Origin of the sequence: Sphaerisporangium krabiense (genome assembly GCF_014200435.1) — a bacterium.
Classification (GTDB): domain Bacteria; phylum Actinomycetota; class Actinomycetes; order Streptosporangiales; family Streptosporangiaceae; genus Sphaerisporangium; species Sphaerisporangium krabiense.
In genome coordinates this window covers 2,659,943-2,685,090 of the sequence record NZ_JACHBR010000001.1, presented here as the reverse complement: position 1 = coordinate 2,685,090, position 25,148 = coordinate 2,659,943, and the positions used below count along the sequence as shown (strand labels likewise).

The following is a 25,148-nucleotide window of genomic DNA, read 5'->3' as shown; positions in this document are numbered from 1 at the left end:
GGATCTCCTAGATCGAGGTCGTCTTGGTCGCGGGCAGGCCGCGGGCTACTTCGAAGCCCACGCTTGCCAGCGCTCGATGGCGACTTCCTCATTGGTCTTGTCCGACCCCGGAGCAGTGGCGGTCCACCACTCGTAGTCCTGGGTCACCGCGGATTCGACGTTCTTCGGCGACGTCGGAAGCAGAGCCGCACGGTCGGCGGGGAGCTGGTCGAACGCCGCCGAGTTCGCCGGCGAGTAAGGGATCGCCTTGGCGAACTCCGCCTGAGGCCCGGCTTCCATCATGAAGGCCAGGAGCTTCTGTGCGTTCTTCGCGTTCTTGGCGCCCTTGAGGATCGCCCAGTTGTCGTACTGGAGGATCGACTGGTTCCACGTGCCGTCCACCGGCGCGCCCTTGTCCTTGGCGCCGGCGACGCGGCCGTTCCACGCGCTGGCGGCCGTCGCCTGGCCACCGGTGAGCAGTTGGATGGGCTCGGCGCCGGTCTCCCAGAACTTCACCAGATCCGGCTTGAGCCGGTCCAGACTCTTGAAGGCCCGGTCGAAGTCGATCGGGTAGAGGTCCTTCGGCGCCACGCCATCGGCCATCGCCGCGATCTCGAACGTCGCACCGCCGGCTCCCCATGAGCCCGGCGCGAGGGTCCTCTTCCCGGGGAAGTCGCCGACGTTCCAGAAGTCCGCCCAGGAGTTGAGCTTCTTGTCGCCGAGCTTGGCCGTGCTCCAGCTCGGCTGGACGGAGATGTAGTAGGCCGGTACCGCGTCGTCGGCGGCCTTCACCGGGGAGATCTTGTCGCGGACGCCGTCCTTCCACTGCGTGTAGTCGATCGGCTCGATCGCCGAGGCGTCACGGAAACGCTTGAGCACGGCGCCGTTGGGATTCACCAGGTCGAAGGCGGGAGCGCCGGCCTTGACACCGGCGAGCACGACGGCCGCGTCGAACTCGCCCGGGCTGAGCACGACGTCGATCCCGGTCTGCTTCTCGAACGGGTCGAAGAAGGCCGTCTTCATCGCCTTGCCTAGATCACCGCCGGGATCGGGGACGACGACGCTGCCGGCCGACGCGCTCTTCGCCGAGTCGTCTCCTCCGCCACAGGCGGAGGTCGTGAGCAGGGTGCCGGCCGCGATCACCGCCCCTAGTACGGTCTTCCGAGAAAACTTCATCAGCCGAACCTTTCTGTCATGCAGATCTCTGACGCGGATTGGAGTCCTGGCCGGCAGCGTGGTGTGAGGTGCCGCCGCGACGTCACGACGACGGGGACGAAGCCTGACCCGCGGGGTGGTAGCCCCGTGCCGCCCGGGCGTCCCAGTGGACGGCGACCTTGTCGCCCACAGCCCATCGGGTCTCCCGGAGGTTCTTCAGCGAGAGGCGCGCGTTGAGGTTGCCGATCGCCGTCTCGACGACATGCAGGGCCGTCGCGCCCTCGTACAGCACTTCGCTCACCGTGCCCGGCACGGCCGGGCCGTCGGCGCTCTCCACGGGCTGCAGCGAGATCTGCTCCGGGCGCACCCCGACCTCGACCTCGCGGCCGGGCTGGAGCGACGACGCGTTCTCCACCTCCCAGCGGTGGCCCGGCCGGTCGCCGTCGAGCTCGACGCCGACCTTGCCGTCCGCGCCGGCGACGGTGCGGCCACGGAAGAAGTTGGTCTCTCCGACGAAGTCGGCCACGAAGGCGCTCACCGGCGTCTCGTACAGGTCGGTGGGCGTCCCGAGCTGCTCGACCGTGCCGCCGTTCATCACCGCGACGCGGTCGGCCATCGTCAGGGCCTCCCCCTGGTCGTGGGTCACGTAGATGACGGTCGCGCCGAGATCTCGCTGGAGGCGTTTGATCTCGACGCGCATGTGCTCGCGCAGGCGCTTGTCCAGCGCGCCGAGTGGTTCGTCCATGAGGAGCAGCGCCGGCCGGAACACGATGGCGCGGGCGAGCGCGACGCGCTGCTGCTGGCCACCGGACAGCTGGTCGGGGAACCGGGTCTCGTACCCCTCCAGCTTGACCAGCTCAAGGGCGTGCTGGATGTGGCCGCGTTGTTCCCGCGTCGACATCCGCCGCATGCGCAGCGGGAACCCGACGTTCTGGGCGACGGTCATGTGCTTGAACAACGCGTAGTGCTGGAACACGACGCCGATCCCGCGCTTGTGCGGGGCCAGCCGCGCGACGTCCCTGCCGTTGATGCGGATGGCGCCGGTCGTGGGCTTCTCGAAGCCGGTGAGCATGTTGAGCAGGGTCGTCTTCCCCGCACCGGAGGGACCCAGGATCGCCAAGAACTCACCGCGACGGATGTTCAGCGAGACACCGCGCACGGCCTCGACTGTTCCGTACCTCTTCGACAGGCCGTCCAACTGAACTTCACCGCCCGTCGCGACCTGGTCGACGACCCGGACGCCCTCCGACACCTCGGACACACTCAGCTCCTCGGGGAAGTTGCAATCAATGCAACGCGTATGGCTGAACTTAGGTAGCCTCCGGATGACTGTCAAGGGGGTCTTGGGCGACAAAGCGACACTTGTCCTGGTTACGGGAGCGCGATCCAGCAGGGCCGGAGCGCTTTCCGGCCCGATAGGTGCGTGCTATGTTGTCGGCAGCGCAACACCGATCAGGCCGGGGCGCGTCCCACGGCACGTTGCGGAAATTCCGTGAACACGGTCAGTCCAGGATCTTGGTGAGGAGAGAATCATCTCTATGCCAGAGAAGCGATCGCGGGACAACGGCGACCTCGGGAACATGTCGCACATCAGGCGCGGCCTCATGGTTCTCGAACAACTGGCCACCAAGCCGGCGACGGCGGCCGAGGTGGGCCGGCTGGTCAACGTGAACCGCAGCAGCGCTCTGCGGATTCTCGGCGACCTCGTGGACGCCGGTTACGTCACCCGCGACGACGCCACCAAGGAGTTCACCATCCGCCCGGAGCGGTTCTACGGGCTGATCGTCAACCACCCCGCCCACGAGCAGCTGATCGAGAGGGTCGGCCCCCTGCTCAAGCGGTTGACCGCCGCGTCCGGCGAAGCCTCCCTCTTCGCCGCCCCCGCCAGCGGAAACATGGTCTACGTCCAGTACCAGCCCTCGTCGGAGGTGCTCACCCTTCGCGAACGCCTCGGCACCGTGCGCCCCATCCACTGCTCCGCGGTGGGCAGGGCCTACCTGTCGACGCTCGACGACACGGCCCTCGACGAGGTCCTCGGCACTCTGAACTACTCAGGCGGCACAGAGAGCGCTCCGAAGGGACCACTGGAGCTGCGCCAACGCGTGGAGGAAGCCCGCAACGCCGGCTTCGCCCTCGACCTCGACGAGACCCTCATCGGCGCCTCCTGCGTCGCCGCCCCCCTGAACGACCACGGCCGATGCATCGGCTCCATCGCCCTCTCCGGCCCGACCTCCCGCATGCCCCAGCCCCGCCTCATCGAACTCGGCGCCTTAATAGTCCACGAACTCACCCACACGTTCTGACCCAGCCCCGTACCCCGTACCCCCCATAACCCCTAAGCCCGCAACACCGACCACGCGCGCGGCAGTGGCCGCATGGCGAAAAAAGGGTAACCGCACTCGGTCGTCACATCGCTCGATCCTCTCGGCGCCGACAATCGGCTGGATCGGCTACTAGCGAGGTCACGAGTCAGAGAATTGTGATGCGCGCAGGCGCGGTCTCAATGGGAAGGTCGACAAGAAGAGCGGGGCGCGGGGAGAAGATCGGCGTCATAACGGCCTACTGCCAGGGCATGAACAAGTGCCCTGATTGGATCAACGGGTGACATACACACGCCAAGACATCATGGAGCAGCAGGCGGACATCGTCCGCCTGCTGCTCCATTACTTCCAGGCCCCACTCGTCGCCGCCGAGCATGTCCGCGGCGTTCTGCCGGTGGCATTTCCGGCTGAGGCGGTCAGGGTGGTGATCGGCGCTCCTGGCGGCCATCGGGCGGATCGGTTGACGGCCTATGAGATCCCCTTGCGCGAGGACGACGGCCTGCGCGGCGGTTACGAAATCATCTCCCTGTTGCGTGCCGTGCTCAGCGCGCCGCACGATGACGACCCGCACTGCGCGCGCATCGTCGATCTCACCGACTGGTGAAGCCGCCTCCGTCGAGCCCCGGACAGGATGGTTGCGGCGGAGAGCGCGGTGAGGCCGGCGAGCTGCCCGACGGTGAGCAGGTCGCCGAGCTCTACTCGAACGCCGTCGGCTTCTGCGAACCCTGGGACGGCTCTTACGCCACCTGATGACCCCATCGCCGCCGGGGTTCCGGCTTGAGTGAAGAGCGTGGGCGCTGTTAGCTTCGGCCGGTGGACGACATGCCTGCACGGGCGGGGGCCATCGAGGACTTCGCGGCGGCGCTGCGAGAGCTTCGCGCATCAGTCGGCAATCCACCATTTCGGGAGATGTCCGGCCGGTCGGGGGCGATCTCGCACACGACGTTGCACGAAGCCACGAAGGGCAACCGGCTCCCCAGCTGGGAGACCACCGTCGAGTTCGTCAAGGCGTGCGGCGCGGACCCGGCCGCGTACCGCGAACGCTGGGAGAGGGCGAATCTGGCGGTCAGGTCCGCCGGCGCGGGAGATCCTCCGCTCCGCGCGGAGACCTTGACGCCGTCACCGCCCGGCGAGATGGCGGGCGACGTCCAGCCGGTCCCCCCTGCGCCGGCGGGCCGGGGGCGGTTCCGGCCGACCCGCCTGGCGGTGGCCGCGCTCGCGACCGCGGGGGCCGGTGTGGCAGCGGTCCTCATCGTGGTCGCCGTCAATCGCGGCTCCGGGACCGACGGGCGCGCTCTGGACCCGTCCGGCAGCCCATCGAAGACCACGCTGTCGGCGGCCGACTGTCCGGTGCGCCCGACCACCCCGCCGTGGGCGCCGCCCGCGCACCAGGGTGACTCGGCGACGTTCATCGGGGACATCACGCTCCCCGACTGCACGCGTGTCGGGCCCGGCCAGACCCAGACCAAGGTGTGGCGGCTCAAGAACGCCGGGACCGTGTGGTGGAAGGGATATTCGTTGCATCGCCTCGACCTTCCGCAGCGACCTGACCAATGCCAGACCATCTCCGACGTCCACATCAAGGACACGCGCCCCGGAGAGATCGTCGACGTCCAGACCGACATCACCACGCCCAGGAACCCGGGCTTGTGCTACGTGCGGTTCAAGATGCTGGACGGTTCGGGACAGGTCGCGTTCCCCGGAGGCCGGCCGCTCAACTTCCAGATCATCGTCGAGTGACGCCCGTTCCCCGCCGTGCGTTCACACGGCGGGGAACGATGAACCGGAGGGTCGCCGGGGGTTTCAGGAAGTGAGCGCGATCCCCTTGTAGTAGTACTTGAGGATCCTCGAATAGCTCCAGCCCGCGTTGGCCTTGTCGCGAGAGCCGGTCTGCGACATCCAGTCGCCGGTGACCCAGTTGCCGCACGCCGTCGTCGTGGAGCAGTACTGGGCCTTGAAGATGCTCCCACCGCGCGTCATCCGGACGCCCCACGTCGCGTCCACCGCGGCGTTCGTCGCCGCCGTCGCGGAGCCGGGCTTGTACACCTGGCTGGACGTGTGGTCAGTGACGTCGTAGCACTGGCCGCTCGGCGTCTTGCTCGCCGAACGCAGCGCCCAGTACCAGCCGAAGTTCTTGACCGCGATCGCCCCCGCCCTGAGGGACTGCTGCGGCCAGTGCGACCGCCACTCGTTGGGCAGGACGTTCTTGATGTAGGTCTTGAAATCCACCCGGTCCACGCGGTTGAGGGATTTCCGGTAGACGAGGATCGTCGTGGGCAGCCTGCTGTGCGTGCCGTCGGTCTTGCATCCGGTCGGCGGCGTGGAGCTCAGGAGCCGGTGCGAGGCGTTCTGGTTCTTGAGGCTCGCCTTGAGGTTGCCCTTGGCGCCCGGCTTGAAGTCCTGGTAGATGCTGCCGCCGTAGTTGCTGTTGAAGTACACCCGGACGGTCTTGCCGCTGCGGTTCCAGACCGAGGCGGCGGAGTTCTTGACGCACTTGCCCTTGCCGTTGCCGGGTCCCTTGAAGTCGAAGCAGGAGGGCTGCTTGGTCCCGTAGTCCCCGACCGATCCGGCGAAGTCGGAAACCGATCCCTTGGTGTCGCTGTTGAAGTAGTAGCAGAACTCGCCGGTCTCGCAGACGCCGTTGCGGCTCGCCGCCGAGGCGGGCGAGGCGGCGGCGAGCACCGTCCCGCCGACCACCATCGCGGCGGACGCCGCGGCTAACCGCGAGATCAGCCGTGTGATTCGTACAGACACAGTCGCCTTCTCTTCTTCGTCAGAGGCCGAGGCGCGCTAGCGGACGTTGTAGCCCTGGGAGACCCAGAACGCGTTCGGGTTCGGGTTGCTCAGCGTCGGGTCGCCGACGCTCTTGGCGGCGAGCTTCTGCCGCCCGGGCCGCATCTCGACGTGGGTGTGCGCGGCCCGGCTGGACGACACCCCGTGCCAGGCCTCGTCGGCGATGGTCTGACCGCGGGAGATCTGCTGGCCCACCCGCAGGGAGGACAGCGGAGCGGAGTGCAGGTAGATGATCGTCTTGTTCAGCGAGGCGTTGTAGATGGCGATCGTGGAGAGCCCCGAGCCGCCGTTGCGCCCGCGCGCGAGATAGATGAGCTGGCCGCCCACCAGGGCGTGGACGTCCGCGCCTATGCCGCGGGCGATGTCGATGCCCTCATGCCGGCCGGGGGTGTTGGTGTAGCCGTCGAAGCCGCAACTGATGTGGCCGCCACTGGTCTTGTACAGCGCGTACGACATGTTGACGCGCGCCGACGACGACGGGCCGAACTGGTGTGAGGCGTTCTGGTTCTTGAGGCTCGCCTTGAGGTTGCCCTTGGCGCCCGGCTTGAAGTCCTGGTAGATGCTGCCGCCGTAGTTGCTGTTGAAGTACACCCGGACGGTCTTGCCGCTGCGGTTCCAGACCGAGGCGGCGGAGTTCTTGACGCACTTGCCCTTGCCGTTGCCGGGTCCCTTGAAGTCGAAGCAGGAGGGCTGCTTGGTTCCGTAGTCGCCGACCGATCCGGCGAAGTCGGAAACCGATCCCTTGGTGTCGCTGTTGAAGTAGTAGCAGAACTCGCCGGTCTCGCAGACGCCGTTGCGGCTCGCCGCCGAGGCGGGCGAGGCGGCGGCGAGCACCGTCCCGCCGACCACCATCGCGGCGGACGCCGTGGTGAGGATCTTGGTGAGCGTGTTCATGGTGTTCTCCTTGTGTCTGTGCGGCCTGGATTTCGGAAGGTCAGCGGCGCCGGTACTCCTCCCAGGTGCGGATGGGCACCTTCGGGCCGTCGTCCCGGCCACGGCCGGACAGCCCGTTCAGGCCGAGGTAGTAGTCGCCGACCTGGTGCTGCGCCTGGCTGGAGAGGTCGGTGTCGTTGATGGCGACGGCGTGGACGTGCCACGGCCAGTCGGCTTGATCGGGGTTACGCAGCCACGCCGCGAAGCCGACACGTCGCAACGCGCGGACGGCCGTGGTGCGGGTGGCGGAACTCATCCCCTTGACCGAGATGTCGACGACGCCCCCGCCGTCGTGGGTACCCGCGGACGTGGGGTCGCCGCCGGGGTTGTACGACCCCTGCAACAGCACGAGGTCGCGGCCGAGCAGCCGCTTCGCCTCGGCCAGCATGCTCCGCGTCCGGGTGCCGAGGACGAAGCCCCCGGCGGACACCCGGCCGCCCGGGCCGATGACGTGGGTGACCCTGAAGCGGCCGGCCCCGAGCTTGGTGAGCGACGCCTTGCCCGGCAGGCCGTTGGCGGCGAGGCCCGTGAGGCCGAGCGACCTCTGGAACTTCGCGAAGGCGGCGACCGTCGTGGTGCCGAAGTACCCGTCCACCCACTTCGCGTCGAGCAGACGCCGATCGCGCAGCGCCCGCTCGACGAGCAGCACACCGGCCTTGGCGCCCGGCGTCAGCTTGTCGTCCGGCCGCCGCGGATCGATCTGGGCGGCCTTGACGGTCGCTTCCATGTCCACGCTCGGAAGCGCCCTGTCGTCGGCCGCCTGTGCCACCGACACTCCGGACACTCCGGCCAAGGAAGTGAACAGGCCGGCCGCCACGAGGGCGGCAGTGTACGAAGGCAGCTTCATCGTTTCTCCTGATCGCGGACGCTGGGGGTGGTTCCTGCGGCGAAGTCCACGGTTTCGGATCGCTCACGTTGTCCGCTAGAAGATCGTGTTGTCAGCCTGTCCGGCGGACTCGCCGTACAGGCGTACGCGCCGCCTGACAGACAATCGGACGGCAAGCGCGACATACAGCCCGCAACGGAAGGCAGCCCTCGGCATGGCCGTTATTCACCACACCACCCTCAAGCCGACCAAGCTGGAACTGCTCAGCTCTTGGCTTCCCTCCCGGCCGTGGTACTCCGGCGGCGGGGGCGGACCGGAGTTGGCCAAGGTCGGCGGCTTCCGGCTGGACGACCCGGAGGGCGAGGTCGGGATCGAGTTCATGGTGGTCACCGACACGTCCGGCACTCACCCGGCCGGCTACCTGGTGCCGCTCACCTATCGCGGCGCCCCGCTCGACGGGGCCGAGCACGCCCTCGTCGGCACCATGGAGCACGGAGTGCTGGGGCGGCGCTGGGCCTACGACGGCTGCCACGACCCGGTGCTGGTCGCCCAGTTGACGGCCCTGATCGAAGGCCGGGTCCAGGCCCAGGACCAGAGCACCAGCGACACCCCCGACCCGGAGGTCGTCCACTCCTACATCGGTGACGGCCTCGCCCCCACGGACTTCACCGTCACCGCCACCGATGACCCCGAGGGCACCGAGCTGCCCGCGCCGCGAGGTACGGTCCTCCGCCTGCACCGGGTCCTGCGTCCCGCGCCTGACAACGCGCCTCTCCCTCCGCACGCGCTCGGCCACGTCGCCGGCGCCTGGCACATGCCGGACGGCACCCGCGCGCGGGGCCTGTTCGCCGTCTTGAGCACCGGCCCTCGCGCCTAGGTCGCGGCTCCCGGCCCTGCCTTCTCGCGGTGTTAGTATTTAACTCGGAAAGTTGACAGATTTCCCTGATCGATCATCATGGTGCCATGTCCAGCCCTGTCGACGCACTTCAGCGGCTCCGCCAGATGCACGAGGACGCCGTCCTCGCCGCGCTGCGTTCAGCGGGGGCGCTGAGCCGGGCACAGCTCACCCAGCACACGGGACTGTCTCGTACGACCCTGTTCGCCATCATCTCGGACCTGATCGAGCGTGGCGCCGTGGTCGAGACCGAGGCGGTGCCCACCGGGCCGCGGGGGCGCGGACGTCCGGCGTCGCTGGTCGCGCTCAACCCCGCCGCCGGCCTCCTGCTGGGACTCGACATGGGCAGGCGGCGTGTCCGGATGGCCATCGCGAACATGGCGCACCAGGTCGTCGCGACCGAGACGGAGGACGTCCCCGCGGGGGCCGGAGTCGAGGAGCTGACCGAGGCCGCGGTGCGCCTGGTCCGGCGGGTCGCCGAGGAACGGGAGATACGGCTGGGCGCGCTGAAGTCGGTGGGAGTCGGCCTGGTGGGCGTCGTCGGCGAGCCGGACCTGCCCGCCGAGACGGTGTCCGCCCGATACGCGCCGATGACGCGGCGGATCGCCGAGGAGTTCGGCGTGGGCGTCATGGTGGACAACAACGCGAGGCTGGCGGCGCTGGCCGAGGCCACCTGGGGTGCGGCCAGACTGGTCCGTGACATGGTCTACGTGCGCTGGTCGGTGGGGGTGGGCGGCGGCTTCCTGTGCGGAGGCAGGCTGCTGCGCGGGGCGCACGGGGCGGCCGGGGAACTCGGGCACGTCTCCCTCGATCCCCGCGGGCCGCTGTGCCACTGCGGCGGCCGTGGCTGCCTGGAGGGCCGGGTCGGCGGGCAGGCGCTGCTGGAGGCGTGCGCGGCCAGGGGCGTCGCGCTGGCCGGCGTCGACGCGCTGGTCGCCGCGGCCCAGGACAGGGTCGCGGAGGTGTGCGAGGTCGTCGCGGCCGCCGCGACGGACCTCGGCCGGGTGCTCGCGGGTACCGTCACGCAGCTCGATCCCGCACAGGTCGTCATCGGCGGGGAGCTCGCCGCGCTGGGCAGCCTGGTCCTCGGTCCGATCGACGCGGAGATATCCAGGCAGGCGCTGCCGAGGTCGCCACGGCGGATCAAAGTGGTGCCGGCCGACCTCGGGGCGAACGCCTCGGCCATGGGCGCGATCGCTCTGCTTCTGCACGAGGAGCCGCCTGTCCCCCTGCATCTGCAGCCCGCCGCCTTCTGACCGCCGTCCGGCTCACGCGAAGACGCGTCGCGGGGTGGCGGCGCAGCGGAAGCCGGTGTGGCCGGTGGAGGAGTCGGGGGTGTTCCCCGTGCGGGCGGCCACACGGTAGCGGTTGCAGTAGGAGTCGTGGCACAGGTGCGAGCCGCCGCGCACCACGCGGGCCGTGCCCGCCGGAGGGCCCTGCGGGTCGATCCGGGTCCGGGACGATCCGGCCGTGTGCCAGTCGGTGCTCCACCGGTCGGCACACCACTCCCAGACGTTGCCCGAGGTGTTGTACAGGCCGTAGCCGTTGGGGAGGAAGGCGTCGACCGGAGCGGTTCCCGCGTAGCCGTCCTCGGCGGTGTCGGCGTGCGGGAAACGGCCCTGCCAGATGTTGCACCGGTGCGCACCGTCCGGCGTCAGCTCGTTCCCCCAGGGATAGCGGGCCCGCGCCAGTCCGCCGCGGGCGGCCATCTCCCACTCGGCCTCGGTGGGCAGGCGCTTGCCCGCCCAGGCGGCGTAGGCGGCGGCGTCGTTCCAGGAGACGTGGACCACGGGGTGGTCCTGCCGGGAGGCGACGGCGGAGCCGGGGCCCTCGGGGGAACGCCAGGTCGCGCCGGTGACCGCCAGCCACCACGGGGCGCCGGGCACGTGGCCGTCGATGGCGTGGCGGCGGTCGGCGAAGAGATGGAAGACGTAGGACCAGCCGAACCGTTCGGCCTCCGTCCGGTACCCGGTGTCCTCGGCGAACCGGGCGAACTCCGCGTTGGTCACGCACATCGCGTCGATCAGGAACGGGCGCAGCGTCACCTCCCGGACGGGTCCTTCCCCGTCGGCCGCCCAGCCGTCCGGATCCTCGCCGCCCATGAGGAACGTCCCGCCCGGGATGGTCACCATGCCCTCCGGGGGCGCCGCGGGGTCGTGGCGGCCCGGAGACGCGACCGCCTCGGCGGTGAGGCCGATCCGGTACGGGGGCGCCGGGACCGTCACAGGTGTCCGCGCGGGTTCCCTCCCGGGGGAGCAGCAGCTGGTCATCCCGTCCTCTCAGTGATCACGTGCGGTGTGGTCCCTCGCGCGGCGGACGCCGGGTGGCCTCGCCGGTCGTCTCCGTCCTTGCGAGTGGGGGTTCACGTCCGACCGCCGGTGAGGTAATTTTGACCGTGCTTCGGAAAAAATGGAAGAGCTCATCGGCCGCGGGGCGCCGAGGTCCGGTGCTCCGCCGTCCCGAAGGGTGGTGGCCAAGGGAAACCCACGGGGAACGGCTGCCGGGCCTGTGGCGCAGACGACGCCGCCCCGGAAGCGGGGGTTGCCCGATCACCGCCGCCCACCTGGTATCCGACCGTGCCGAGCGGCTCACGTCCCGTTGAAGAGGATATTCCCAGTGACGATTGACCAGTGGCCATGACCGCCGTGACCGTTCCCGACACCCCCACCCCCACTCCCAGACGCCGCCGGGCGCGCGGGCCGGTCCGCGGCATCGCCCTCAACGTGATCGCCGTGGTGCTGGGCCTCGGAATCTGGACCCTGCTGTCCAGATCCGGCATCCAGGGACTCACGGGTCCCGTCGACGTGGCCGTCCGAGGCGCCGAGCTGATCGCGGACGGCACCCTCCCGGCCGACATCCTCGCCAGCCTGCGCCGGGTCTTCACCGGCTTCGCGCTGGGGACCGCGCTCGCCGTCCCGGTCGGCTTCCTCATGGGCTGGTACGGCACCGCCCGCGGCCTCATCGAGCCTTACGTCCAGTTCTTCCGCACCATCCCGCCGCTGGCGATCATCCCGTTGGCGATCCTGCTGATGGGCATCGGCGAGACCCCCAAGATCTTCGTCATCTTCCTGGCGGCCTTCCTGTCCAGCGTGGTGGCGACCTTCCAGGGGGTGATGGACGTGGACAAGACCCTGATCAACGCCGCCCGCGTGCTGGGCGCCTCCGACCGGGTCATCTTCCTGAAGGTCGTGGTCCCGGCCTCCACTCCGTTCATCATCGTCGGCATGCGCATCGGTCTCGGCGCGGCGTGGGGCACCCTGGTCGCCGCCGAACTGATCGCCGCCCAGGAGGGGCTGGGCTACCGGATGCAGCAGGCCCAGCTCTACTACGACCTTCCGACGATCTTCGTCGGTCTGATCAGCATCGGCGTGCTCGGTCTGGCCATGGACCGCCTACTGCTCCTGGCCGAGCGTCGCCTCACCGGATGGCAGGAACGCCGATGAACAGCAAGAAGATCTCCTTCCAGGGCGTGTCGAAGAGCTTCCCGCTCAAGGACACCGACTTCGTCGCGCTCAGCGAGGTCTCCCTGGACATCGCCGACCGCGAGTTCGTGACCGTCGTCGGGCCGTCCGGCTGCGGCAAGAGCACACTGATGGGCATGGCGGCCGGGCTGATCGACCCCGGTACCGGCCAGATCCTCATCGACGGACGTCCGGTCGCCGGACCCGGGCCGGACCGCGGCGTGATCTTCCAGCAGTACGCCCTCTTCCCCTGGCTGACCGTACGCAAGAACGTCGAGTTCGGCCTCAAGCTCTCCGCGATCTCTCCCGAGGAGCGGCGTGGGCGGGCCCAGCGGGCGATCGACCTGGTCGGCCTGGCCGACTTCGCCGACGCGCTGCCGAAGACCCTGTCCGGCGGCATGAAACAGCGCTGCGCCATCGCCCGGGCCTACGCGGTGAACCCGGAGGTCCTGCTCATGGACGAGCCCTTCGGGGCTCTGGACGCGCTGACCCGTGTGCAGCTGCAGGACCAGCTCCTGCGCACCTGGAGCCAGGAGCGCAGGACCGTCATGTTCATCACCCACGACGTCGACGAGGCGGTCTACCTGGCCAACCGGGTGGTCGTCATGGCGGCGCGACCCGGGCGGATCTACAAGGTCATCGACGTCGACCTGCCCTACCCGCGGACCGAGGAGATCCGGCTGTCGCCGGAGTTCGGGCGCATCCGCAACGAGGTCTGGCACTCGGTCTATCACCAGGCGCCGGCCGCGCCGGCCGCCTGACCCCGGACGGGCGGCCGGTCACCCCGGCCGCCCGGACCCCGGCCGAGACGAAGGGCCGGATGAACAGGGCGGCCCCCCTGTTCATCCGGCCCTTCGCCGTGCCAGAGCATCATGGCGGGCGACCGCTTCGCCGGATGTGGCGCACGGTCGCCGCACGTCATCCGGAGCGCGCCGACTTGTACAGGTCGGCGGTGAAATAGGTGGCGGGGTCGGGGGACTGGGGCAGCTTGCCCATGGCGACGAAGATGTCGGCCAGGCCCTTGTACCAGCCGGCGACCGACCCGTCCTCGGTCAACTTGACCAGCTCGGCGGTGGGCAGGATCTTCGTGACCGCGGCGGCGCCCTTGAACTGCTCGGCCGGGACCTTCAGGAACGTGGCGGTCAGGGTCTCCGCCTCGGCGGTGTTGGCCGCGATCCAGTCGTCGGCCTCCTGGATGACCTTGAGCACCTTGGTCACCGTCGCGGTGTCGTCGGCGACCAGCTCGTTGCGGGCGACGAAGGAGCTGGGGAAGCTGAGCCGCGGGTAGTAGTCCTCGCTCTTGGTCAGTTCGACCAGGCCGGGCGCGTTCTTCTTGATCGTGTCGATCAACGGGTACCAGATGGCCGCGGCGTCGATCTGCTTGGCGGAGAAGGCGGTGACCACCGTGCTCGGGTCCATGTTGACCTTCTGCACGTCCTTGACGGTCAGGCCGGCCTCCTTGAGCGCGAGCTGCAGGATCATGTCGCCCGAGGTGCCCTCGGGCACGCCGATCTTCTTGCCCTTCAGAGCGGCGACGGAGGTGATCCCGGAGTCGGCGTGGGTGACGATCCGGTCGGCCTGGCCGAGCATGTTCGGTGCGATGATCTTCGCCTTGCCACTGGCCGGCAGCCAGGTCGCGCCGGAGCCGATGTAGCCGAAGTCGATGTCACCCGAGCCGAGCGCCTGGATCTGCAGTGGTCCGTTGGTGAAGACCTTCAGGTCGGGCTTCAGGCCGTGCTTGGCCCACAGGCCCTGCTTGTCGGCCGTGGCCAGTACGGCGGCGCCGGCGAAGTCGGCGATGTAGCCGAACCTCACCGTCTTAGGTTCCGCGGCGCCCGTCCCGTTGCCGGAGGAACCGCAGGCGGCGGAGATGAGAAGGGCAAGCGCCGCGGTGAAAGCCGCGGCCAGCCTGCGAGGACGCCTCATGGAGGTCCTTTCGAGGGGGGTGGGGTGGTGATGGAAAGAGCGCCGGAAGCCTCAGGCGACCTCGTCGGCGACGCCGTCGACGTCGGGAGCGCGGTTCTCGCCGATGTCGGACATGTAACTCATCCAGGTGTAGGCCGGATCGCCGCGGCGCAGCAGCTCGCGGTAGAGCCGCACGGTGAGGTCGCGCCGTACGGCGGCGTAGGCGGGAGCGGTGTAGACGTTGTGCAGTTCGTGCGGGTCGCTCTCCAGGTCGTACAGCTCGTGCACGCTCTCGGGGTTGAACACCAGCTTGTGGCGGTGGTCCCGGAGCATGCGCTGAGAGTAGGGGAAGTGGTGGCCGTGGAACTCCGCGACCACCTCGGTTCGCCCGTCCACCGGTTCGCCGTTCACCAGCGGAATCAGGCTCTCGCCGTCGCAGGGGTCCTGCGGCGGTAGCCCGGCCAGCTCCAGGATCGTCGGGTTGAGGTCGACCAGCGTGGCGAACTCGTCGACGACCCAGGGCGGGGCGCCGGGGACGCGGACGATGCCGGGAATGCGGTAGATGTCCTCGTACATCGCCGGGCCCTTGTCGTTGAGCCGGTGGGCCCCGGTGAACTCACCATGGTCGGCGGTGAAGATCACGGCGGTGTCGTCCCAGAGCCCGTGCTCGCGCAGCGCGGCGACGATCCGGCCGACCTGGTCGTCGATCAACGTGACGTAGCCCCAGTAGACCGCGATCAGCTTGCGCCAGGCGTCGGCGTCGAAGTGGTCGGCCGACCAGTACTCGGCGTAGCGGCGCTGCACGTCGGGCTTGCCGGCGAAGGTCTCGGCCATCGACTCCGGCAGCGGCACCTGCTCGGGGTCGTACATGTCGTAGTACGCGTCGGGGATCAGGTACGGCAGATGCGGGCCGTAGAAGTGGCAGGAGAGCATGAAGGGCCTGCCGCCGTCGTGGAAGTCGCGGGCGTAGCGCTCCAGCAGTTCCAGCGTGCGGTCGGTCAGGAACGCCTCGACGGTCGCCTCGGCCGGCTGGAGGAGCCGCCCGGCGATCAGGTGGCCGCGCCCGGAGTCGTTGGGGGCCTTGCCGAAGACCGGGTCCCGCACCGCGAAGGGCGGGTGGCCGTTCTCCTTGAGCCAGCGCTCGTAGGAGGGGTGGTGGAACGGGTTGAGCGCACCGGGCAGGTGCTCGCCGTCCATGGAGTAGAACTCGGGTCCACGCTCACGGCCGATGTGCCACTTCCCGACGTGCCCGAGGTTGTACCCGGCCGCGCGCATCGGCGCGGGCAGGACCGGCTGGTCGTCGGCGACCTCGTCGCGGGCGCCGCCGTTGCGCTCGGGGTTGACGAGCAGGCCGTGCCGGAACGGGTGCAGGCCGGTGAACAGGGACGCCCGCGCGGGCGTGCAGATCGCGGTGGGCGTGTAGAAGCGGTCGAAGCGGGCGCCCTGCGCGGCCAGGTCGTCCAGCGCCGGGGTGCGCACCACCGGGTTGCCGTAGCAGCCAAGCGTGTCGACCCGGTGCTGGTCGGTCATCAGGAAGAGGACGTTGCGTGGGGTGGTCACTCGGTCTCCGATCACTTTATTCCTAAGAGTTGACGTTAATGGGCCGCTGGGTGGGTGACAAGGGGGAACGTGTCCGAAAGCCCGCTGCGGGCCCGGAACGCCATCTCCACGCGGCCCGACCGTCGGCACCTCGCGTGCGGCGGCCACGTCACGGCCGACAGCCCGGAGGCGGACCCGGCCCGGGAGCACGCATCCCGTTGATCCACATCATGGATTTATGTCAAGTCCATTGACCTAATGGGACTCGGGGCCCACACTCACCGTTATCGAGAGGCCTGCCCGAGACACGCCCGGCGGTGCCGGGCGGACATCGCAAAGGAGCCCCATGTCGGAAACCCCCCTGCCAACCTGGCGGTCGAGACACCGCTCGATCCCCGCCGCCCTGTCGGCCGTCCTGGCCGCGACGCTGTCGATCTCCCCCGCCGGCACGGCAGAGGCGTCCGCGTCGCCTGCCCGGCCTGTCGCCGTCGCCGCCGCGGCGGCCCCGGTCAACCTGGCCCTCGCCGGCACGGCCACCGCCTCCAGCGTCGAGCTGGACCGCGACACCTTCGTCGCGGCGCACGTCAACGACGGTGACACGAACACCCGCTGGTCGTCGAAGTACCAGGACGACAACTGGGTGCAGGTCAAGCTGGCCCAGCCGTCCGTCGTCGACCACGTCACCCTCACCTGGCCCAACGCCTGCGCCCGCGACTTCGTCCTGCAGACCTCGACCAACGGCACCACCTGGACCGACGTCGCCACGCTGCAACGCGGCACCTGCCCCAGGACCGACGTCATCGAGGTGCGGTCCACGACGCCCGTCTCCCATGTCCGGATGCAGGGCCGCAAGCGCTGGGCGGGCTACGGGTACTCCATCTCCGAGTTCCAGATCTGGGACTCCCCGCCCGCGCCGCCCGCCCCGACGCTCGGCCTGCTGCCCAAACCGGTCTCGGTCCAGGAGAACGGCGGCACACCGTACACGCTGAACAGGGACACGCGCGTCGTCGCGCTCGGAGCCGGAGCCCAGGCGCCCGCGGGGTACCTCGCCAGGCTGCTCCGTCCGTCGACGGGATACGCCCTGCCCGTCGTCGGGACGGAAGCAGGGCCCGCGCCCATCGTCATCGACGTCGGACCGGGCAAGGGACCCGCAGGCCAGGGGGCCGAGGGATACAAGCTCACCGTCGCCGCCGGTCGCGTCCTCATCAGCGCGGACACGCCCAACGGCGCGCTCAACGGCGTGCAGACGCTGCGCCAGTTGTTCCCGCAGTGGCTGGAGTCCGACACCGTCGTCACCGCCCCGTGGACGGCGCCCACGGTGACGATCACCGACTACCCGCGTTTCCCGCACCGCGGGATGATGCTCGACGTCGCCCGCAGCTTCTATCCGGTGAACGAGGTCAAGGCGTACATCGACTCGGCGGCACAGTTCAAGATCAACCGTCTCCACCTGCACCTGACCGACGACCAGGGATGGCGCATCGCGCTGGACGACCCGCGGAGCAACCCGTCCGGCATCGACTACGGGCTGCTCACCGAGGTGAGCGGCGGCACCGCGATGACGGACCGGGGCACCGAGCCCGGCATCACCGGCTACTACACCAAGGCCGACTACGCCGAGATCGTCCGTTACGCCGGCGAGAACGGCATGACGGTGATCCCCGAGATCGACATGCCCGGCCACACCAACGCCGCGCTGCACGCCGTCCCGCAGCTCAACACCGCGGGCGCCCGGCCACAGCTCCAGCCGGGACAGTCGACCGTGCCCGCCAACGGCACCGGGGCGGTCGGCTACTCGTCACTGGACGCGAACAGCGACGTGACCTACGAGTTCGCCGAGCGCGTCCTCACCCAGATCGCCGCGATGACACCCGGGCCGTACCTGCACATCGGCGGGGACGAGGCGCACGTCACGAGCCACGCCGACTACACGAAGATGGTCAACGCCTTCACGCAGAAGATCGCGTCCCTCGGCAAGACCGTCGTCGGCTGGAATGAGTACGCCGGGACCGCGCTGCCGCAGAACAAGGCCGTCGTGCAGTTCTGGACCGGGGACCTGACGGCCGTCGCCAACGCGGTGAACAACCGCGGCGCCAAGGTGATCCTCTCCCCCGCGCCCAACACCTACGTGCCCCAGAAGCAGGACTCCCGCCAGCCCCAGGGCGGCACGTGGGCCTGCGGCGGGGTCTGCGGCCTGGATCGCCACTACAACTGGAACCCCGGCGCGTTCGTCCCCGGCGTCGCCGAGTCCAACGTGCTGGGCGTCGAGTCCGCCCTATGGGGCGAGTTCATCCGGCGCCTCGGCCAGGCGCAGTACTACAGCTTCCCCCGCCTCATCGCCACCGCCGAGGCCGGATGGACCCCGCAGGCACAGCGCGACTACGCCGACTTCAGAACGCGCCTGTCCAAGGCCGGCGGCCGCCTGACCGTCCAGGGAACGAACTTCTTCCCCACCGCGGACGTGGCGTGGCGGACGGAGGCGCTCGGCGCCCCGGTGACCGTCAGGACCGGCCAGCAGGCCGGGGCGACCTGGACCGTCACCGCCCCGGGAGCCGCGTCCGCCGACCTCGTGGCGACCGTCGTCTGGAGCGACGGCGTGCAGGAGAACCTCACCCCGACGACCACCCGGGAGGCGAGCATCCCCGACATGCGGATCAACGACGCCTTCACCGCGAGATCCAACCGGACCTTCACCCAGCCGGGAACGTACACGGGAACACTCTCGGTCCGCCTGCCCGGTCAGGCTCCGGTCGAAGGGCGCCTGACGGTCACCGTCTCCGCCGGCACCTGACCGATCTCGCCCGTCTTGTCGCCTTTCGGCAGAGGGCCGGGCTCCTCCTGGCGGGGAGTCCGGCTCCTGTCGCCGGCGGTCAGCGGGACAGCTCCTCGGCGCGTCGTTCGAGGAAGGTCCGGACGGCCGGGTCCGTGCTGAGCATGGACGCTCGGGTGTAGGCCGCGACCGCGTCCTCGTGCCGGCCGAGCCGGGCGAGCAGGTCCCCGTGTGCCGCGTGATAGGGCTGGAACCGTTCCCGTTCGACGGGCAACGCCTCCAGCACCGACAGGCCCATCTGCGGCGAACGGGTACGGCCCAGCACGGCGGCGTAGGCCACCCGGCTGCCCAGGCTCGGCGCGATCGCGACCAGAGCGGTGTAAAGCGTGCACAGGGTGTCCCAGTCGGTGGCGCCGCTCCGGGCCCGATCGCAGTGGACCGCCTGGATCGCCGCCTCCAGCTGAAACCGCCCGGGCGCCTGGCCGGGACGCTCGGCCAGCCGGAGATAGGACTCACCCTCGGCGATGAGGTCACGGTCCCACTCGCCCGGGTCCTGGTCCTGCAACGGCAGATACCGGTCGCCGGGTGTCGTGGCACGCGCCGAGGCCAGGGTGAGCAGCGCCGCCAGCGCCCACGCCTCGGGCGCGTCGCCGAGCAGCCCGGCGATCGTGACGGCCAGGTACCGGGCCTCCCCCGCGACCGACGTCCCCTCGCCCCGCTCAGAGAAGGCCAGCGCGTAGCAGCCGTACACCGCCTCGAGCACCGGCGGCAGCCGCTCGGGCATCGCCTGCCGCCCGGGAACGACGAAGGGAATTCCGGCGTCCCTGATCCGCCGCTTGGCCCGCACCAGCCGTTGCGACATCGTCCCGGCGGGCACGGCGAAGGCCCGCGCGATCTGGGCGGCGTCGAACCCGAGCACGGCCTGCAACATCAGCGGGGTACGGACGCCGGCGGCGATGGCCGGGTGAGCGCAGACGAACAGCAGGGCCAGCCGCCGGTCGGGGATCCGGTCCGGTTCGAGGTCATTCAGTGGCTCGACGGCGTCGGTGGCCGCCTCCAGCGGCTGGTTGCGGCGGTGCGCGGCGGACTTCCACAGATCCCGCTGCCGGTTGCGCGCGACCGTCAGCAGCCAGCCTTCAGGGTTGTCCGGTACACCGTCGCGCGGCCACGTGGTCAGAGCCTGCTCGAACGCGTGCGCCAGCGTGTCCTCCGCGAGCTGGAGGTCGCCGGCCGGCGCGGCCAGCAGGGCGACCAGCCGGCCGTAGGACGCCCGCGCGGTGCGCTCGGCGACGTGCGCGGCCGTCTCCCCGGTCACGATGACGCGACCCACGTCCCGCCCTCGATGTGCACGGCACCGGGCCGGACCTCGACGGCGCCCCACGCCAGCGGCGGCGCCTGCCGCGCCCACTCCAGGGCGGCGTCCAGATCCGGCACGTCGATGACGATCACGCCCCCGAGTTGCTCCTTGGTGTCGGCGAACGGCCCGTCCTGGATCCGCGGTTCCCCGTCGACCAGCGTGAGCGTGGTCGAACTGATCGACGGTCGCAGCACCTGGCCGCTCACCAGAATCCCGGCCTGCTCCAGCGTCGCGGCGTAACTGGCCATGGCCCGCATCCCCGCGGCCATCGCCTCGGCCCCGATCGACTCCTCGCTCGCCTCGCCGTAATGAAACAGCAGCATGTACCGCATGTCCCGATCCTCCCTCGTCACGTGACCCCGTAGCGCGCGACCAGCACACCGGTCGTGGTGGTGACCGCCTCTCGCAGCATCAGGTCGGCACGTTCTCCTTCACCGAACAGCCGCGCGCCCGAGCCGAGCACGATCGGGTGAATCAGCAGGACATACTCGTCGACCAGCCCCGCCGCATGCAGCGACCGCACCAACTCGCCGCTCCCGAGCACCCTGATCACACCGTCGATCCGGCCCTTCAGCCGTGCGACGGTACCGGCCGCCTCCCCCACCAGCAGGGTGGAGTTGGGATGGACGAGCCGAGCCCCTGCCTCCCGGGACACGACGTACTTCCGCGAGCCCACCAGCACCTCGGTGAACGGGTTGGGCTCGGTCACCGACGTCCAGTACCCCAGCAGATCGTCGTACGACCGCCGCCCGAACAGCATCGCCGCCGCCCTCCCCATCCCCCCGACGAACCTCCCCATCACCTCATCGGCGTACCCGACCCCCCAACCCCCGTGCCGAAACCCACCCCTGGTGTCCTCATCCGCCCGCCCCGGCCCCTGCATGACCCCATCAACACAAACACTCGCGAAAACACTGACCGTGCCCACCCCGAACTCCTCACCTCGTCCTCATCCAGACCGCGCCCGCGCCCCGGCACAGTGATGACGAAGTCGAAAGCTCCAGACAGACACCCACCGCTCCAGCCATGGACACTCCGAAAACGCGGGGGACACGTACGACCGCGCGAGTAAGACGGTGTCGCCGTCCACCGCGCGACGGTCCTCACGGGAGAAGTACCTTGTGAGCCGATGTGGACAAGACTTTAGATAAGCCCATCATCCCAGCTCAAAGGCACTTTTAATCTCCTCGAAATCTGCCGCGCCGGTTCGTCGGCGGGGTGATCTGCGGTCCCGGCCATGACCGCAGCGACGCAGGCGTACACGTACGCCGCGTGGCCCGCCGGACCGGCGCACGCGGCATCCCGATCATCACTGCCTTCGCCCGCAGCCGCCGCAGGACCCGCTTCACCCGCGAGCGCGGGCGCCTCCACGCCCAACTCACCGAGCCGCGCCATGACCTCTGACGACATCCGCGCCGAGATGATGCGACAGAAGGGCCGAGTTCAACCTGACAGCGTGACCGAGGACCGCACACCGAACCACTGCTCGGCGCCGTACTCCTCGAACCGCTCCACCTCGGTGAACCCCAGCTTCGCCGCGAGGCGCATCGAGCGGTCGTTGGCGGTCTGGGTGGTGAGCACCACCGGCTCGCCCGGCAGCGCGTCGGCGACCCAGTCCAGTGCCGCCGCGCACGCCTCGGCGGCGTACCCGTATCCCCACGCCTCCGGTAGGAACATGTACCCGACCTCGACCTCACCGCCATCCGGCCGGACGTGCCCCGGACGCTCGGCGTCGCGCCGGTCGATCTCGATGATGCCGATCATCGTCCCATCGAGATCGACCACGAAGAGGCCAGGGCGCCGCGTGGGCACGGCGGGCAACGCGCGCTCGAACTCGTCACGCGGCCGGGGCCCACCGATGTAGGCGCCCACCTCGGGCGAGGTGAACAGCTTGACGAGCGCCGCACGGTCTCGGACCTCGGGCTCACGAAGCACGAGCCGTTCGGTCCTTATCCTGGCAGGTGGCCAGGCGACGGGCCCGAGTTCAGCCATGGCAGGCAACCTATCGCACGCCCGTGAGAGCGACCTGAGACACAAGGCCGGATCCCGTTATCGTCGTTCGCTGCCGGCCTCGTCCAGGCTCGTTACCAAGCAGATGGTCGCTCGGCGACGCGGTGACGGCGGCCTGAAGACGCGTCTGAGGTGGAACGTGCGGGATCTCGGTTTTCTAGCGTTGCTTCAGGCGGAGCGCTTCTTTGCGGACCTCGATCTGGAGGGCCCGCTCGCGCTCCAGCCACTCCGGGTTCTCCGCTTTCAACGCCTCGATCTCGGCGGTGGTGAGCGGTCCGGTGACTCCGTTTCTGATCAGTCCGGCGACGGAGACCTTGAGCTTCGCGGCGATGACCTGCTTGGTGTGCGGGCCGTTACGGCGCAGGTCAGTGAGCCAGGCGGGTGGCGTCGACTGCAACCGGTTCAACTCGTCCCTGGAGACGACGCCCGCCTGGAACTCGGCGGGAGTGGCCGAGAGGGGCACACCCAGCTTCTTGGCCGCGGTCACAGGCTTCATCGTCTGGGTGTTCTTCGGTTTGGGCGAGCTCATGGTGTCAAGAGTAGTGAGCCGGAACAGGTTTCCCTGCCATCGGTACCCTGAGGAAGTGACTGATGGAGAGACCGGCAGGATGTTTCGACTGGCGTACGCGCCCGGAGTGACACTCGGGAAATGGGTCGACATCTGGAGCGAGAGAATGCCCGGCGTGCCGGTCACCCTGGTCGCGGTTCCCGCCGCCGAAGTGGTGGAAGTCCTGCGGAACGGCGGCGCCGACGCCGGCTTCGTCAGGCTGCCGGTCGACCGGGACGGACTCAGCGTGATCCCTCTCTACGTGGAGACCACGGTGGTCATGGTGCCCAAGGACCACGCGATCGCCGCCGCCGACGAGGTGACCATCGCCGACCTCGTCGACGAGGAGGTGTTCCACCCTCTGGACGACACCATCGAATGGACGGCCCGCCCCGGGCTACCCGCGTTCACCCGCCCGGCCACAACGGCGGACACGATCAAGCTGGTGGCGTCCGGCACCGGAATTCTCCTGGTCCCGCTGTCACTGGCACGCCTCCACCACCGCAGAGATCTCACTTACCGACCGGTGCCGGACGCCCCGCAGTCCCAGGTCGCACTGACCTGGCCCACGGACGCGACCACCGAGCTGGTCGAAGATTTCATCGGCATCGTCCGCGGCCGCACAGTGAACAGCTCACGCGGCCGCCCCCCCGCCTCCCCCGCGGAGAAACCGACTCCACGAAAAGCACAAAAACCCACACAGAACAGCTCCGCCCGCCGGACCGCACTAGCCGGCCGCAAGAAGAAGGGCCCCCGGCCTCGCTGACCGCCCCGCAGGCAGATGCATCAATCGCCTTCAGTATGGATGCGAACACCAACGCACAAACGCCCTGGCCATCGCTGAAATGACCAGGGCTTCCATCTGGCGCGGCCGAGTGGACCCGAACCCCCGACCTTCTGATCCGTAGGGAAGGGCAGCAGATACCTCGTCAGCGACGTCTCGGCCTGCTCAGGCGGTGGAAACGGGCTGGTGGAGTGTGATCGAGTGAGGCGATGTCGCTGTACAGACTGCTGTACAGCATTCATCTCACGGGGGCTGGCCCTGGAGGCACCTCACCCAGTCCCCACAGAGCAATCACTCAGCCGGCCACAGACGGATACCTCGCCGCCGCGAGGTCTTCGGCCAGATCCCCCAAGGTGAGATCAGGGTTCAACGCGGTGACGACTGCCGACGTGAGAGGGCGAAGAGCATAGAGGTGCCGCACAGCATCGAGGTCCACGGAGATCTCGTAATAATCCTCGGCGAACCGCTGAAACGCCTCCGGCGACGGATCGACGAGCAGTCCGAACAGGCGAGCGGCTCCATCCGGGTCGTTCTCACCGTCCGGGTACTCGATCTCTCCCACCCGCCAATGCTCATCCCGTGCCTCACGCCACAGGCAGGCAGTTACCACCGGCATACCGTCCTCGTCACAGAACGCGGCCTCCTCCACCAGGTGACGAAAGACACCGGGCACCGAGTCGAGCACTCCCGGCCACGGCCCGTCCTCCATGTACGGGCTCATCACCGCCTCATGGTCGAAGCCGCGGATGTACGCACCGGCCGCCGAGAAGACGATGGAGTACTCATCTCCCGACCCGTTCCGCATCGAGGCCATCTCCTCTCCAGGGCTCCACATCACATCGAAGGAGTGATATCGGCTCTCCCAGTCAGGGCTCAGGATCGCCTCCAATACCGCCACCGACCGGCAGAGGTCACGGAGCACCGGAATGCCAGGCAGCAGACAGGCCACATCATGAGCAGTCATACGCCCATCTAAGCGAACACCGATGACATCCTCCTGGTGTTCCTACAGCGGCCTGCTCCTGTCTCAATGACCCGCCCGGCACTGCCTGGACGCCTTCTCACACCTGCTCTCCAAGCTCACCAGAAAGGCCGGGCGGCCACTGCCCCTGACACCCGACGACGCAGACGATCTCTGAAGCTCTCCTGGGAAGATTCCCGCCGGTAGCTCCCACAGAGCTGAAAGGCACCGCGTGAACGTGGAAAGCAAAAAACCAGTCGGACGAGTGCGTTCAGGGCCTCGTCTTTCGGTTGGAGCGGTTGGACGTCGCGCATCACCTGGCGTGCTTGGCCGAGTTGAGTCTTCTTCGCATCTACCTTGCGCTGGCGTTCCTCCTCGTCGCGCCGTTTGCGGTCATCTTCCATCTGCTTCGTCTGGTGCTTGATCGTCGAAGCGGCGAACCAGAGGGCGCCGACCGTGCCGACGCTCGCCACCCAGGTAGGGACGTCGCCATAGTTCAGATGGGTGAGCCAGTTCCATATGCCGGCAAAGGTCAAGGTCTTGGCGGGTCGCGAGCAGGATCATGGACGTGTGACGCTGTGCGCGGCTGATCGGTTGCGTAGTCTGCGACAGGGATGTGAATCGATAGGCCCGAGGAGCGAAAGGCGCGCGGCAGCCTGACTGGCACCCGCGTTTTGAGAGCGGCGGCTGTATGGCTCGTTCGTTTCGCGTGAGCTGCCCGAACGTCCCGCATAGTCCGCATGCTTTGCAGGATCATCTCGTGCATGTCCCGTACCTGCCGAGTCGGGTGATACGACAGGATGACCTGCCGCTTTTCAGGCGGAGCAATCGCCCTGCTCGCCTGAGCGAGACCGTGGTCAGGCGCGTGTGGACGGGGGGTGCGGGTGCGTCGACGTATGGGGACGTTGCTGT

25 protein-coding genes are annotated in these 25,148 nt (G+C 69.1%); 10 read left to right on the top strand and 15 right to left on the bottom strand.

What is annotated here, in order from left to right; all coding sequences use genetic code 11:
• Positions 1-45 precede the first annotated feature (45 nt).
• Both BJ981_RS11985 and BJ981_RS11980 read right to left on the bottom strand, forming a co-directional pair.
• A complete protein-coding gene (locus BJ981_RS11985) occupies positions 46-1,155 on the bottom strand; it encodes an ABC transporter substrate-binding protein (RefSeq protein WP_184610813.1) in 1,110 nt (369 codons plus the stop codon).
• A gap of 82 nt (positions 1,156-1,237) precedes the next feature.
• On the bottom strand, positions 1,238-2,395 hold the full coding sequence (locus BJ981_RS11980) for an ABC transporter ATP-binding protein (RefSeq protein WP_204070390.1): 1,158 nt from the start codon (positions 2,393-2,395) through the stop codon (positions 1,238-1,240).
• A gap of 277 nt (positions 2,396-2,672) precedes the next feature.
• Here BJ981_RS11980 and BJ981_RS11975 point away from each other — a divergent pair, with 277 nt between their 5' ends.
• The 4 genes from BJ981_RS11975 (at position 2,673) to BJ981_RS11960 (ending at position 5,195) form a co-directional block, all read left to right on the top strand.
• Entirely contained in the window at positions 2,673-3,437 is a 765-nt protein-coding gene (locus BJ981_RS11975) for an IclR family transcriptional regulator (protein ID WP_184610811.1), read from the top strand.
• A gap of 322 nt (positions 3,438-3,759) precedes the next feature.
• Positions 3,760-4,059: a hypothetical protein gene (locus BJ981_RS11970; protein WP_184610809.1), complete on the top strand. Its 300-nt coding sequence runs from the start codon at positions 3,760-3,762 to the stop codon at positions 4,057-4,059.
• Positions 4,056-4,205 (top strand): hypothetical protein, encoded by a 150-nt coding sequence (locus BJ981_RS11965; RefSeq protein WP_184610807.1) that lies wholly within the window; start codon positions 4,056-4,058, stop codon positions 4,203-4,205. The genes BJ981_RS11970 and BJ981_RS11965 overlap by 4 nt, the downstream gene beginning before the upstream one ends.
• A gap of 72 nt (positions 4,206-4,277) precedes the next feature.
• On the top strand, positions 4,278-5,195 hold the full coding sequence (locus BJ981_RS11960; protein ID WP_239139394.1) for an NBR1-Ig-like domain-containing protein: 918 nt from the start codon (positions 4,278-4,280) through the stop codon (positions 5,193-5,195).
• A gap of 63 nt (positions 5,196-5,258) precedes the next feature.
• Here BJ981_RS11960 and BJ981_RS11955 read toward each other — a convergent pair whose 3' ends face one another.
• Genes BJ981_RS11955 through BJ981_RS11945 form a run of 3 tightly spaced genes read right to left on the bottom strand, consistent with a single transcriptional unit; the run spans position 5,259 to position 8,028 of the window.
• Positions 5,259-6,209, bottom strand: coding sequence for a SpoIID/LytB domain-containing protein (locus BJ981_RS11955; RefSeq protein ID WP_184610803.1), 951 nt, complete (start codon positions 6,207-6,209; stop codon positions 5,259-5,261).
• A 36-nt stretch (positions 6,210-6,245) separates the two neighbouring features.
• Positions 6,246-7,142, bottom strand: coding sequence for a peptidase inhibitor family I36 protein (locus tag BJ981_RS11950; protein ID WP_184610801.1), 897 nt, complete (start codon positions 7,140-7,142; stop codon positions 6,246-6,248).
• Between the two features lie 40 nt (positions 7,143-7,182).
• Positions 7,183-8,028 carry a peptidoglycan-binding domain-containing protein gene (locus tag BJ981_RS11945; protein WP_184610799.1) on the bottom strand — a complete coding sequence of 282 codons (846 nt, stop codon included), beginning with the start codon at positions 8,026-8,028 and terminating at the stop codon, positions 7,183-7,185.
• A 193-nt stretch (positions 8,029-8,221) separates the two neighbouring features.
• On the opposite strand from BJ981_RS11945, the gene BJ981_RS11940 reads away from it, so the two are divergent.
• Complete coding sequence (locus tag BJ981_RS11940; protein ID WP_184610797.1) at positions 8,222-8,884, top strand: maltokinase N-terminal cap-like domain-containing protein; 663 nt, start codon at positions 8,222-8,224, stop codon at positions 8,882-8,884.
• Between the two features lie 86 nt (positions 8,885-8,970).
• Complete coding sequence (locus tag BJ981_RS11935; protein ID WP_184610795.1) at positions 8,971-10,158, top strand: ROK family protein; 1,188 nt, start codon at positions 8,971-8,973, stop codon at positions 10,156-10,158.
• A 12-nt stretch (positions 10,159-10,170) separates the two neighbouring features.
• Here the strand turns inward: BJ981_RS11935 and BJ981_RS11930 are convergent, their stop codons facing one another.
• Positions 10,171-11,172, bottom strand: coding sequence for a formylglycine-generating enzyme family protein (locus BJ981_RS11930; RefSeq protein ID WP_184610793.1), 1,002 nt, complete (start codon positions 11,170-11,172; stop codon positions 10,171-10,173).
• A 366-nt stretch (positions 11,173-11,538) separates the two neighbouring features.
• Here BJ981_RS11930 and BJ981_RS11925 point away from each other — a divergent pair, with 366 nt between their 5' ends.
• Together BJ981_RS11925 and BJ981_RS11920 are read left to right on the top strand one after the other, a co-directional pair.
• The gene (locus BJ981_RS11925; RefSeq protein ID WP_184615952.1) at positions 11,539-12,345 is read left to right on the top strand and encodes an ABC transporter permease; all 807 of its coding nucleotides are present in this window, start codon (positions 11,539-11,541) and stop codon (positions 12,343-12,345) included.
• Complete coding sequence (locus BJ981_RS11920; protein WP_184610790.1) at positions 12,342-13,124, top strand: ABC transporter ATP-binding protein; 783 nt, start codon at positions 12,342-12,344, stop codon at positions 13,122-13,124. Before BJ981_RS11925 ends, BJ981_RS11920 begins: the two co-directional genes overlap by 4 nt.
• 157 nt (positions 13,125-13,281) lie before the next feature.
• Here the strand turns inward: BJ981_RS11920 and BJ981_RS11915 are convergent, their stop codons facing one another.
• Together BJ981_RS11915 and BJ981_RS11910 are read right to left on the bottom strand one after the other, a co-directional pair.
• Positions 13,282-14,289, bottom strand: coding sequence for an aliphatic sulfonate ABC transporter substrate-binding protein (locus BJ981_RS11915; protein ID WP_184610788.1), 1,008 nt, complete (start codon positions 14,287-14,289; stop codon positions 13,282-13,284).
• Between the two features lie 51 nt (positions 14,290-14,340).
• Positions 14,341-15,828 (bottom strand): sulfatase family protein, encoded by a 1,488-nt coding sequence (locus BJ981_RS11910; RefSeq protein WP_239139388.1) that lies wholly within the window; start codon positions 15,826-15,828, stop codon positions 14,341-14,343.
• 325 nt (positions 15,829-16,153) lie between these two features.
• On the opposite strand from BJ981_RS11910, the gene BJ981_RS11905 reads away from it, so the two are divergent.
• On the top strand, positions 16,154-18,598 hold the full coding sequence (locus BJ981_RS11905; RefSeq protein WP_184610786.1) for a family 20 glycosylhydrolase: 2,445 nt from the start codon (positions 16,154-16,156) through the stop codon (positions 18,596-18,598).
• 79 nt (positions 18,599-18,677) lie between these two features.
• Here BJ981_RS11905 and BJ981_RS11900 read toward each other — a convergent pair whose 3' ends face one another.
• From BJ981_RS11900 to BJ981_RS11880, 5 genes are all read right to left on the bottom strand, one after another.
• Positions 18,678-19,907 carry an RNA polymerase sigma factor gene (locus BJ981_RS11900; RefSeq protein WP_239139387.1) on the bottom strand — a complete coding sequence of 410 codons (1,230 nt, stop codon included), beginning with the start codon at positions 19,905-19,907 and terminating at the stop codon, positions 18,678-18,680.
• Positions 19,889-20,266 (bottom strand): YciI family protein, encoded by a 378-nt coding sequence (locus BJ981_RS11895; protein WP_184610784.1) that lies wholly within the window; start codon positions 20,264-20,266, stop codon positions 19,889-19,891. The genes BJ981_RS11900 and BJ981_RS11895 overlap by 19 nt, the downstream gene beginning before the upstream one ends.
• A 17-nt stretch (positions 20,267-20,283) precedes the next feature.
• Positions 20,284-20,862, bottom strand: coding sequence for a dihydrofolate reductase family protein (locus tag BJ981_RS11890; RefSeq protein WP_184610782.1), 579 nt, complete (start codon positions 20,860-20,862; stop codon positions 20,284-20,286).
• 515 nt (positions 20,863-21,377) lie between these two features.
• Positions 21,378-21,926 carry a GNAT family N-acetyltransferase gene (locus tag BJ981_RS11885; protein ID WP_184610780.1) on the bottom strand — a complete coding sequence of 183 codons (549 nt, stop codon included), beginning with the start codon at positions 21,924-21,926 and terminating at the stop codon, positions 21,378-21,380.
• Positions 21,927-22,101: 175 nt separating this feature from the next.
• The gene (locus tag BJ981_RS11880; RefSeq protein ID WP_184610778.1) at positions 22,102-22,473 is read right to left on the bottom strand and encodes a DUF5997 family protein; all 372 of its coding nucleotides are present in this window, start codon (positions 22,471-22,473) and stop codon (positions 22,102-22,104) included.
• Positions 22,474-22,552: 79 nt separating this feature from the next.
• On the opposite strand from BJ981_RS11880, the gene BJ981_RS11875 reads away from it, so the two are divergent.
• On the top strand, positions 22,553-23,257 hold the full coding sequence (locus BJ981_RS11875) for a LysR family substrate-binding domain-containing protein (protein WP_184610777.1): 705 nt from the start codon (positions 22,553-22,555) through the stop codon (positions 23,255-23,257).
• Positions 23,258-23,570: 313 nt separating this feature from the next.
• Here BJ981_RS11875 and BJ981_RS11870 read toward each other — a convergent pair whose 3' ends face one another.
• On the bottom strand, positions 23,571-24,239 hold the full coding sequence (locus BJ981_RS11870) for a hypothetical protein (RefSeq protein WP_184610775.1): 669 nt from the start codon (positions 24,237-24,239) through the stop codon (positions 23,571-23,573).
• Between the two features lie 116 nt (positions 24,240-24,355).
• A complete protein-coding gene (locus BJ981_RS11865) occupies positions 24,356-24,772 on the bottom strand; it encodes a hypothetical protein (RefSeq protein ID WP_184610773.1) in 417 nt (138 codons plus the stop codon).
• Positions 24,773-25,148 lie beyond the last annotated feature (376 nt).